The sequence below is a fragment of the Bacteroides rodentium JCM 16496 genome, assembly GCF_000614125.1.
Classification (GTDB): domain Bacteria; phylum Bacteroidota; class Bacteroidia; order Bacteroidales; family Bacteroidaceae; genus Bacteroides; species Bacteroides rodentium.
Genome location: NZ_BAKJ01000037.1, coordinates 34960 through 46401 on the forward strand (window position 1 = coordinate 34960; position 11442 = coordinate 46401).

Genomic DNA, 11442 nt, shown 5'->3' on the forward strand with positions numbered 1-11442 from the left:
TAAATCGAGGAAAGTTCTATAAATGATGTAGTTAAAAAGAGTAAACCCCACATGCAATGTAGAAATGAACATTAAAAGAGAAAAATTGGAAACAAAAAGAACAGTAACATTGTTGTAATGAAGAACATAAAAACTAACTTTGCCACGGAAGTTTTCTACAAGTAAATGGACACTAAATTGACAAAATGGATATTACCAATATTGATGCTGATTACAGAAACGGCTGTTCATGCACAAACACACCTTGCAGAAGCAAAAAACTCTGTGGACTCAATTTCTACGTATCCGATAGACTCGCTTCCCAAGAAACGCAGTTTTTTCGGAAAAATTTTGAATTACTTCAACGATGCCAACAAAGAAAAGAAAAACAAGAAATTTGATTTCAGCATTATAGGCGGGCCTCATTATTCCAGTGACACCAAATTTGGAATCGGACTGGTGGCGGCAGGACTCTACCGTACCGACCGGAACGATAGTATTCTCCCTCCGTCCAATGTCTCTCTGTATGGGGATGTCTCCACAGTGGGATTCTATTTGCTGGGAGTACGTGGAAACCATCTGTTTCCCCAAGACAAATACCGGTTGAACTACAATCTGTATTTCTATTCTTTCCCAAGCCTTTACTGGGGACAAGGATATGACAATGGAGCCAATGATGACAATGAGAGTGAATACGATCGCTTTCAGGCGCAGGTTAAGGTGGACTTTATGTTCCGGATGGCACGTAACTTTTATATCGGTCCGATGACAGCATTTGATTACGTGTATGGGCGTGACTTTGAAAAACCGGAATTATGGAAAGGAATGAAAGCGCGCAGCACCAACGTGAGCTTGGGTTTTTCCTTGTTGTATGATTCACGCGATTTTCTGACAAATGCCTATAAAGGATATTACCTACGGATAGACCAGCGCTTCAGTCCGGCCTTTTTGGGAAATAAATATGCATTCAGCAATACGGAACTGACGACCAGCTATTACCAGTCCGTGTGGAAGGGTGGGGTGTTGGCAGGCCAGTTCCATACTCTGCTGAACTACGGAAATCCGCCCTGGGGACTGATGGCAACATTGGGAAGTTCCTATTCTATGCGTGGCTATTATGAGGGGCGCTACCGTGACAAGTGTGCAATGGATGCCCAGCTGGAACTACGCCAACATGTATGGAAGCGAAATGGAGTTGCCGTATGGGTAGGGGCGGGAACCATATTCCCGAATTTCTCGGAATTGGAGGCCAGGCATATTCTTCCTAATTATGGTTTCGGCTACCGCTGGGAGTTCAAAAAGAGAGTAAACGTACGTTTGGATTTAGGTTTTGGCAAACACCAGACCGGATTTATATTCAATATCAATGAAGCTTTTTAGAGACATAAAAAAATGGTTCGACAATCAGGAACATTTGTTCTATCTGTTTCTGGTCATTCTGATAGTGCCCAATGTAGTGCTATGCTTTACAGAACCCATATCATGGACGGCAAAGATATGTAATATCCTGCTACCCCTTTCTATATATTATGCTGTAATGGCTTGGTCGAGAAACTGTGGCAGGACATTCTGGCTGCTATTTCCGTTCATCTTCTTCGGAGCCTTCCAGCTTGTATTGCTGTATCTTTTCGGTCAGTCCATTATCGCAGTGGATATGTTTCTGAATCTGGTGACAACCAATTCGAGCGAGGCGCTGGAACTGCTGGACAATCTGATACCTGCCATCGTTATTGTGGTAGTGCTCTATATACCTGCATTAATTCTGGCAACCATATCCATTGTACACAAACGCAGACTGTCCGAAGCATTCATCCGGCAAGCTCGCCGTCGCACTCTGTATGTGTTGTCTGCCGGAATATTATCCTTAGGCACTGCTTATTTGACAGATAACCGGTATGAGCCGAAATCCGAACTGTATCCTGCCAACGTATGCTACAACATAGCACTTGCTTTTCAACGGACGGCCCAGACGCGGAATTATCACAAGACCTCTAAAGATTTTACCTTTCATGCTAGAAGTACTCATCAGGCTGATGAAAGGGAAGTATATGTAATGGTGGTGGGAGAAACCTCACGGGCATGCAACTGGGCTTTGTACGGCTACGAACGGGAGACTAACCCGGGACTGTCGGGCATTGGCGGACTGACAGCTTTCAGCCATGTGCTGACAGAATCAAACACTACCCACAAGAGTGTTCCGATGTTGCTGTCACCGGTCAGTGCTTCCAGTTTTGATTCCATCTATTATCAAAAAGGGATTATCACAGCATTCAAGGAAGCCGGTTACCAGACCGCCTTTTTCTCGAACCAGCGCTATAACCACTCATTTATAGACTTCTTCGGCAAAGAAGCCGACACGTATGATTTCATTAAAGAAGATGTGGGGGATTCCAATTACAACCCCTCTGATAACGAACTGTTGAAACTGGTAGCAAAAGAACTGGGCAAAGGAGTTTCCAGGCAATTTATAGTTCTCCACACTTACGGTTCTCATTTTAATTATAAAGAGCGCTATCCGGCAGAGCAGGCTTTCTTCCTGCCGGACATGTCCGTTGATGCGGAAGTGAAATACAAAGACAACCTGATTAATGCCTATGACAATTCTATCCGCTACACGGATAATTTTCTGGTTCGTCTGATAGATATGCTTCGAGAACAACATGTCAATTCTGCCCTGATATACACTTCAGACCATGGAGAAGATATTTTCGATGACAACCGGCATCTCTTTCTGCATGCTTCACCGGTACCTTCCTATTATCAGATACATGTGCCATTCTTTATTTGGATGTCCGACAACTACCGGCAGAGATACCCATCGTTATTGGAGGCCGCACAAGCCAATAGGCAGAAGAATGTATCTTCCAGTGCCTCATTCTTCCAGACAATGCTGGAAATAGGTGGAGTGGAGACCCCATACCGGAATGACTCTTTATCTGTCACCAGCGCTCTGTTTATCGAAAGACCCAGAGTCTATCTGAACGACCACAATGAAGCCCGCACACTGGATGATGTCGGTATGCTCAAGGAAGACTTCAAGATGCTGGAAGAGAAAGGCATCAGGTAATCAGGGAAAGAGAGCAGGCTGTTGCTATTTTGCCCTGATTCTTGATATAAAATTCTGAATCACCGGATACATCTCCTCTACCGTATTCAGCTCCATGCAAGCCGTCTCCAACGGGCACCAGCCGGTCTTGTCACGGTTAATGATATGGGGAACCTCTTGGGCAAAAGTCGTTTCAATTCCTGCTTCGCACAGCAATGCCAGCGCAGGAGTGCTGATTATATCGGCATAGACCGTTTTAAAGCCTCCCAGTACCATCAAAGCAGCGGCACCTTTCCCTATAACCTTATCGGCAATGGCAGCCCCCTTCATAAATGCAGAATCTGCCTGGTACAAATCATACAAATCCGCTACTCCCCGTTGGGTGAAAGTACGGACTTCCTCCCGGTTCTTCATAACACAAGAGTATCCTCCCTTGTGCAGTATGTCAATGATACTCTCCATTTTATAAAGTCTCTTGTTTCAACTGTTCTACAAATTTGTCAATACGATGCAGTTCTTTGGGAATATCAATCGTTTGCGGGCAATGCGGAGAACACTGGTTGCACCCGGTACAATGGTCGGCCTGCCTCAGTTTGGGTACACTTCGGTCATATCCTACGAGAAAAGCACGGCGTGCTTTCCGATAATTCTCATCCTGGCTGCTTTCCGGCACATTTCCTTCATTGACACATTTATTGTAATGTATCAATATGGCAGGAATGTCAATTCCATACGGGCAAGGCATGCAGTACTTGCAGTCGTTGCAAGGTATGGTGGGGTACTCCATCATCAAATCTGCCGTATCATACAGATACTGAGTTTCCTCTTCCGTGAGTGGTACCAATGGAGAGTAAGTACGGATGTTATCCTGCAAATGTTCCATATAAGTCATGCCGCTCAGCACTGTCAGTACATCCTGGGGAGAACCGGCATAACGGAATGCCCAAGACGCCACACTGCGTTCGGGTTCGCGCTGCTTCAGCCGTGCCACAATATGGTCGGGGACATTGGAGAGCCGCCCACCCAGCAGAGGCTCCATAATGACAGCAGGGATCTTACGCTTGGCCAGCTCGTCATACAGATACTCTGCCTTGAAGTTGCTGCCCGAAGCATGTTTCCAGTCCACATAATTCAACTGTATTTGTACAAAGTCCCAATGAACTTCACCACGGTCATGCATCTGCAAGGCATAGTCATAGACTTCGATATCTCCGTGGAACGACCATCCCAAACGGCGGATGCGTCCTGCTTCACGCTCCTTGACAAGAAAATCAATCATACCGTTGTCTATGTAGCGTTTGCGGAATTGCTCCATGCCACCGCCACCAATCATGTGTAGCAGATAGTAGTCTATATAGTCCACCTGCATATCCTCGAACGACTTACGGTACATGGCGATGGAACCCTCGCGAGTCCAGGTATCAGGATGAAAATTGGATAGTTTGGTGGCAAGATAGAACGATTCGCGTGGATGGCGTTTCAGAGCTATTCCCGTAGACTTCTCACTCCATCCTTGTACATACATCGGAGACGTATCGAAATAATTCACGCCATGGGCAATGGCATAATCCACCAGTTCGTTCACAGCATCCTGGTCTATCATTTCCCCCTTTCCATCCGGAGCAGGAACCGTAGGCCAGCGCATACAGCCATATCCTAAAATAGAAACTTTGTCACTCCCCAAACCGGGAAAACTACGATAGGTCATTTTATCCGTCGGAATGGGGCCCAATACTTTGCTGCCTTCACTGCTCCCTTCCTTAGAACCGCATCCATAGAGGGCAGCAGTAGATGTGGCGGCCGTAATCCCCACAATCTTCAGGAAATCACGACGGTTTATATTGTTTTTATGATGTTCTTCCATACTTATAGAAATTCTACTTTACTATATAATTCGATGTCTTTCATGCCCTTCCACATAAATGGCACTGAACGGACGGGCCGGACAAAGATTCTCACATGCCCCACAGCCGATACAACGCTCCACATTGATTACCGGAATCTTTGGAGAATCCTTGTCTTCAGGTATACTCGGCACCATTTGTATGGCTCCCGTCGGACAATGGCGTGCACAGTTGCCACACTGCACGCCGTCCGTCAGTGGTATGCAATTTTTCTTTACCCATACGGCATGCCCTATCTGAACGGAAGATTTATCAGCTTTGGTTATCGGACGAATAGCTCCCGTAGGACATACCTCCGAACATTTTGTACATTCCGGTCTGCAATAGCCGCGTTCGTATGACATTTCCGGCTGCATCAATTTCCTTAAGTCCGTAGAAGGACGAAGAACCTGATTGGGACATGCCGATACGCAGAGCTGGCAGGCCGTGCAATGTTGCGCCATATTGCGGGCACTCAATGAGCCGGGAGGGGTGAGGGAAGTGCTTCGCTCAGGAATCTTCTTATCCTCAATGGCTGCCAGTCCTCCGTCTACTTTCTTTTCCTGCGCTTTTAAAACGGAAGTGGCTGCAACCAGAGCCGTTGCTGTGAAAAAACTGCGGCGGGTTTCGTTTATCTGTTCCGAATCTGCATTGCCCGCAGCAGGTTTGCCGAAAGGATGATACTTATAGGAAATGGCTCCGTGCTTGCACTTCCCAATGCAGTCCATGCAGGCCACACAACGGCTTGCATCAATCTGATGCTCCTTAAAGTTGATGCAGGCTGCCTTGCAGTTGCGTGAACAAAGACTGCACTGGTTGCACTTTTCCGAATCTATTGTGATGCGGAAAAGCGAATAACGTGAAAGGAAGCCCAAGACTGTTCCTACCGGGCAAATCGTATTACAATAGGTTCGTCCGTTGCGTCCGGCCAGAACAACAAGCACAGCCAAAGTAGCGGCAGCAATAATAAAAGTCGGCAGGCTCTTCAACCATACATCCGTTTCATAAAAGGCATAACTGTCTGCCCGTTCAGCCAGATAAGCAAGCAGATTGTTGCCCCATTGCCATATAGGTTGAAAAAGATTATTGGCAATACGTCCGTATGCACTATAGGGTGCAAGTAGAGCAGCCAATGAACCAATTCCGGCAATCAAGGCAATGATAAACACACCCAATACGCCATAGCGCAGCCAAGATAAGGCCGGAGAATAAGAGTAAGGAAGCTTCCTGCGTTTTTTAGGTTGCCGGCCCAGCCATGCCAGTATATCCTGAAATACCCCTAAGGGGCAAATCACAGAACAATAGATACGCCCGCATACCAAAGTGAGAATTACAAGAAACAATATCACTCCCACATTCAGCGCCAATACAGCCGGCAAAAACTGGATTTTGGCCAACCAGCCGAACCATCCATGCAGTGTTCCCGTAAAATCAAAGAACAGCAAGGTGATGAGTGCAAAGCAAATCGTTGCTAAAGTCAGTCTAATCTTCCGTAACATGATAATCTGTTTGATATAATATAAAGTGTCATGCATGAGTTAACACAAGAAATATGCCAATTCGATATGGTCCTACTATTACCAATTATCACTGGAAATGTCTTTCTTCACCAATGCTTCAATTCTTTGTTTATAGCAATTTATCCCTTCTGCTATAGTTTTACTAGCTTCCGAAGTCCCCATTCCATAGACTACAAGAGGAGTTTGCCATATCATTCCGGCATGTACAGCACTTGCTTGATAAGGTCTCAACAACTCATCCACCGTAAAACGATTTCTTCCTCCACTTCTATAAGCATCATGTTCAGAGCCGGTAGTAGTGGCTACCATCAATGCCTTACCAGCCACAGCAGGAGTTTTTGCCAGATAAGTAAATACTTCATCCAACCATTTTTTCAATAAAGAAGGAGCTGACATCCAATAGAACGGAAACTGAAATACAAGCGCAGATGCATGCGATATGATAGTGCTCCATGTCTCTACATTAAAAGCATCTTCCACACGCATCTCATATAAATTATATATGGCCACCTCTCCCATGTCACTAATAGCATCCATCAATGCCTTGTTAGCTCGCGACTCTTTTATATTGGGATGTATCAGAAGAACCACTACTTGCTTTGAATCTTTATCCATATTGTTTTTCTTTTAGTTTAAAATCATTGATGTGTGTACAAATATACAAAATATAGATATACGAGTAGGAGGAAAATAAAAGTTTTCTTCCTACTTTCTTCGATGAATCATCATTCAATCGAAAGCAACAAGTATTTCCCATAAGGAATTCTTTTGCTCCTTTTCCTTTCAGCGTCGGTATTGCCTTGATTTTTGTTGCCATATTTCTCCTTTCCTTTTACTAAGTATGCAAAGCTACAGTATTTTAATAACCGACATTTTCGCACGTTTTATCCGCAAGGTTACCACGTTTCCGACACTCCAAAACAAGAGCCGGACAGAGTTTGCCGAGAGGTATAACGGGGCGGCTTTTGCCCAAAATGGATACGTTACCAAGCCGGTGTCAGCCTGCTTGGAGTTGAAGACAGGCTTGTGAACATATATCCGGGGAACGGGAAAAAAGCAGATTTTCCTCCGCACGAAAGTAAAAGAAGGCGTGAAAAGCAATCTTTATAGAGTGTTTTTTACGCTTTTCTGCACCATGTAGACATATTTGTAGACAACAGATTTTTTGAGGTCAATTATTAAAGATTTACTTTCGTACCATTATTGTTTTATTGGTATATATGAAAGGACAGGGGAGAATCCAAACGGAAATCGGGCGCGTTTCCCGATATGCGGACACCGAGACGGAAGCCCCGTCGCCGGATGGCGGGCAGCTATCCGGACCCGGTCGGAGAGGTGGGTTCATTTATCCCGATGAAGCAAAACGCATCTTGTCGGTACTGTAAATAATTAATACGGCGTAATGCCATATATCTAAATATCTGTTTTTATGAAATACAAAAACATATTCCGCCTGTTCGCCCTCATGGGAGCAGCGATGATAGTCGGAATTCCCTTGCAGGCACAGGAAACCCCTGCCACCTCCAAATCTCCCACTTGGTATATGGGGATAGACGGCGGAGTGCCTTTCGGCTACTCCACCTTCCGGTCTTTCGGGGCGAACAAGACACGTCCCGGTTTTGATGCCGGAGTGTTTGGCGGCTATCGTTTCAGCCCCCTGCTTTCTCTCGAAGTTTCCGCCCGCATGGGCAAGTTGGGAATGTCCGCCACGGACTGCTGCATCCTCTCCGGTTATTGGTTGGGGCAGGACGGACGGCACTACCACGTCCCGGCACTCGGTCTGGAAGGTTGGAACTACGGCGACCTGAAGAGCGACGTGCGGATGCAGGAATACGCCTTGCAGTTCAACGTGAACCTGCTGGGCTTGTGGAGCAAGACCCAAAACAGCCCGTGGGCGGTGGAAGTGTCGCCACGCCTCGGCGCAAGCCTCACGCAGACGGACATCAAGACCATCGGCGACAACGCGCTCCACATCAAGGGCGGCAACCGCTGGCACCTTGCCGCCGGAGGACGGCTGCAAGTGTCGCGAACCATCGGCAAGCACTTCCTGGCAGGAGTATATACGGGCATGACCTTCCTCACCGGACGGGGCATCGACAATATGCCGCGACACATACACCGCAGCAACTATGTATGGGACAGCGGAGTGCGCATCGGTTACCTGCTTGGCAGGCGGACGAAGAAAGCCAAAGCTGCCGCATCCACAGAAAATTCTGTCTCTGCACCGATAGCGGGAGAAAGAACGGAAGAAACAACAATACAGCAGCCTGCACCCGTGCAACCTGCCGATACAGTTGTTATTCCTGATACTGCAACTGTTCCTGATGCAGCCGCAGTCTCTGCCATCACCGATATCGCCATGACAGCCGAAGCGACCGATACGCTCGTCACCTTCCCCGTCATCTATTTCGGCTTCGACAAATACACCGTCGCCACCACGGAAACCGCCAAACTGCAAGAAATACTCTCCCTGCTGCAACAGCGCAGTGACGTGCAGGTGCAGATACACGGCTATTGCGACCGCCGGGGCACTGCCGCCTACAACTCACCTCTCTCCCTTCGCCGTGCCGAAAGCGTGAAGAACTGGCTCACGGAGCACGGCATCCCTGCCGAACGGATAAGCACCGCAGGCTACGGCATAGACCGCACCACCACCGACAACCGCCACGCACGCCGTGCCGTCATCATTCAACTAAGAAAGGAGGAATCGAAATGAAAAGACCGTTACTATACACCTTATATATAATGTGCATCGCCGCCCTGCTGCCCTTCACCTCATGCAGCCGTGGCATACACGAGCAGGGCAACGCCCTTGCCATCGAGATTGTGTGGGATGAGAACTCCATGAGCGAGGGGGACGATACGGACACACCGCCCGACCTTACAGGCATCACCGTCTATATCTACGGCACGGACGGCACGCTGCGCGACAGCATCCGCTACAACAATGCCGGAGAGGTAGCCGCCAACTCGCACCAAGTGCCCGCAGGCGACTACGTCATCGTCACCACCAGCAACGTGGAAGGCTCGCTCTCTGTCAACGATGAAGAAATAGTGTCTCTGGAGCAGCTCATGATAGAGCAGGGCGAAGACGCGCCGCCGGGACAAGCCTACTACAGCATCCAGTGGGTACACGTGGATGCCACCGGAGTCACCACCTCCCGGCAGGAACTCCGCCCCGTGCTGTCCCGGCTTCAGGTCAATGTGGTGGGAGCCACTGAAGGATCCACCCTGCAGGCGGAAGTGCTGAACGCCGCCAAATGCTTCTACCCTCGCGCCCCAACAGCGCAGGCAGCTACGGCATCCCCAGCGAGGAGACAACCGCCTACACGCTGCCCGCAGGTGCATTCGTGACCGACACACGTGCCGAAACCACGGGGCGGATGAGTACCGACAGCCACTTAATGCCCACGGCAACGGGCGAGACGGAAGCGGTGGTACGCATCACCTACACCCCACAGGGCGGCACACCCGTCACACAGACCTACCGGAGCAAGCCCATGCTCTCCGGCAAGCAGTACGAACTGACGCTGAACCTCGATATGGAAATCGTGCTCGACGGTTACGACTACGGTACAAGCGACTGGGACCGGGTGGAGTTCTGACCATTCCGATAAAAGAAAAATGTAATTTCAATTAACTATAATTTTAAATTAAAAGAAAGAAGTATGAAGACAAAGAAGTTTTTAGCAATCGCCGCATTAGCGGCAGGATTCGTTTCTTGCAGCAGCGAGGACGAATTTGTACAGTCGCAGAATGGAAATGCGACAAAGGGAGAGAGCACCATTGAACTGGCAGGCTATGTCAAAGGCAAAGCAAACTCTCGTGCCGTTTCAACGGATATTCCTGCCGGGGACACAGATTTTGCCGCCACTGAATCGAAAGACATCCGCGTATTTTTCGCTGAGAACACAACAGCGGGTATTGACGATGTGCAGACCTATTCGGAAACAGGTTACAAATACACCGCACTCAACGGCAGCCTTACCCAAGTGCTTGAATCCGGACAAAGCAAACCCATGTGGTCAAAACGTTCTGAGAATGCCAATATTTCTTGCTATGCTTTCTATCCGGCCGATGTGGTTTATCCCGATAAGTTTTTAGCTACGACCAACCCTACCGCTTCTACAGGAAAGGGCAGCTACAATGATTTTGATATTATGCAAGATGACTTGATAGCTCATTGTGCAGGTGATGTATCTAAAGTTACTACATTTGATGCTTCCGGCTACAATACCAAACTTATTTGTGTAGAAGCAGACCAATCCAACATTACTGATTATCAAAAATCTGATATATATGTCGGCTACCCTAACGACAGCAAGAACTGGGACATGACACGTCCGACACAAGATGCTACGAATAAATTGAGCTTCTATCATGCCGGTGACAAAGTGACTGTAAAACTTGTAGCTGACAATACCACAGCCGATGCCAATACCTATTATACCGCCGAACAACTTGCAACCGCTAAAGTCGAATTGCTTAACTGGCCAGTTGCAGGTGCTATTTACCCTCTTAATTACAATGGACTTGGTGGATTTGTTGCAATATTTACACAACACCCTACTACTGACATTACCTATACTGATGCGGCAGGTACAGAATTTATTTGCAATGGATTTTATAGCATCGGAACTACAGTTATTGCAGCTAATCCGATTGGTAGCTCGTTGAGTTGCAGTGCGCTTATTCCGCATGTATCAAAACTTGCCGGAGCATTTGGTTTTCTTATAACTATAGGTGATGATGCTATGACCTGGTATTGTAAAAAACTGAGTGATCCACAATTAGATGCGATACATAGCGCAGGTGTGGAATATATTTTCACGCTCACAGTATCGAAGAAACTTTCTCTCCCAATCCGATTGACCGACTATGATCTAAAGAAGTGGACAACGTCTGAATATAATGGCAAGATAGAATAGTTTTTGTTGCAGCGGATGGGGAACATCCGCTGCAACGGATATATCTTCCTCAATCCCATTCGAGGAAGTGAAGCAAACCTAAAGTC

11 protein-coding genes are annotated in these 11442 nt (G+C 47.4%); 7 read left to right on the plus strand and 4 right to left on the minus strand.

The window, feature by feature from the left end; translation table 11 throughout:
- The first annotated feature begins 165 nt into the window (after positions 1-165).
- Positions 166-1359, plus strand: coding sequence for a BamA/TamA family outer membrane protein (locus JCM16496_RS15275; RefSeq protein WP_025835369.1), 1194 nt, complete (start codon positions 166-168; stop codon positions 1357-1359).
- Positions 1346-3046 carry a phosphoethanolamine transferase family protein gene (locus JCM16496_RS15280; RefSeq protein ID WP_025835371.1) on the plus strand — a complete coding sequence of 567 codons (1701 nt, stop codon included), beginning with the start codon at positions 1346-1348 and terminating at the stop codon, positions 3044-3046. The genes JCM16496_RS15275 and JCM16496_RS15280 overlap by 14 nt, the downstream gene beginning before the upstream one ends.
- A 24-nt stretch (positions 3047-3070) precedes the next feature.
- Here JCM16496_RS15280 and JCM16496_RS15285 read toward each other — a convergent pair whose 3' ends face one another.
- From JCM16496_RS15285 to JCM16496_RS15300, 4 genes are all read right to left on the minus strand, one after another.
- The gene (locus JCM16496_RS15285; RefSeq protein ID WP_005825513.1) at positions 3071-3487 is read right to left on the minus strand and encodes a DUF1893 domain-containing protein; all 417 of its coding nucleotides are present in this window, start codon (positions 3485-3487) and stop codon (positions 3071-3073) included.
- 1 nt (position 3488) lies between these two features.
- A complete protein-coding gene (locus JCM16496_RS15290) occupies positions 3489-4889 on the minus strand; it encodes an aldo/keto reductase (protein WP_025835373.1) in 1401 nt (466 codons plus the stop codon).
- 21 nt (positions 4890-4910) lie between these two features.
- Positions 4911-6407 carry a 4Fe-4S binding protein gene (locus JCM16496_RS15295; RefSeq protein WP_025835375.1) on the minus strand — a complete coding sequence of 499 codons (1497 nt, stop codon included), beginning with the start codon at positions 6405-6407 and terminating at the stop codon, positions 4911-4913.
- Between the two features lie 78 nt (positions 6408-6485).
- Positions 6486-7043 (minus strand): NAD(P)H-dependent oxidoreductase, encoded by a 558-nt coding sequence (locus JCM16496_RS15300; protein ID WP_025835378.1) that lies wholly within the window; start codon positions 7041-7043, stop codon positions 6486-6488.
- Positions 7044-7269: 226 nt separating this feature from the next.
- Between JCM16496_RS15300 and JCM16496_RS25005 the strand changes: the two genes are divergently transcribed.
- From JCM16496_RS25005 to JCM16496_RS15330, 5 genes are all read left to right on the plus strand, one after another.
- Positions 7270-7458, plus strand: coding sequence for an N-acetylmuramidase domain-containing protein (locus JCM16496_RS25005; protein WP_128809645.1), 189 nt, complete (start codon positions 7270-7272; stop codon positions 7456-7458).
- A gap of 399 nt (positions 7459-7857) precedes the next feature.
- Positions 7858-9144 (plus strand): OmpA family protein, encoded by a 1287-nt coding sequence (locus JCM16496_RS15315; protein WP_025835382.1) that lies wholly within the window; start codon positions 7858-7860, stop codon positions 9142-9144.
- On the plus strand, positions 9141-9782 hold the full coding sequence (locus tag JCM16496_RS15320; RefSeq protein ID WP_128809646.1) for a FimB/Mfa2 family fimbrial subunit: 642 nt from the start codon (positions 9141-9143) through the stop codon (positions 9780-9782). Before JCM16496_RS15315 ends, JCM16496_RS15320 begins: the two co-directional genes overlap by 4 nt.
- Positions 9689-10033 carry a hypothetical protein gene (locus JCM16496_RS15325; RefSeq protein ID WP_128809647.1) on the plus strand — a complete coding sequence of 115 codons (345 nt, stop codon included), beginning with the start codon at positions 9689-9691 and terminating at the stop codon, positions 10031-10033. The genes JCM16496_RS15320 and JCM16496_RS15325 overlap by 94 nt, the downstream gene beginning before the upstream one ends.
- Positions 10034-10096: 63 nt before the next feature.
- The gene (locus JCM16496_RS15330) at positions 10097-11356 is read left to right on the plus strand and encodes a fimbrillin family protein (RefSeq protein WP_025835386.1); all 1260 of its coding nucleotides are present in this window, start codon (positions 10097-10099) and stop codon (positions 11354-11356) included.
- The last annotated feature ends 86 nt before the right edge of the window (positions 11357-11442 follow it).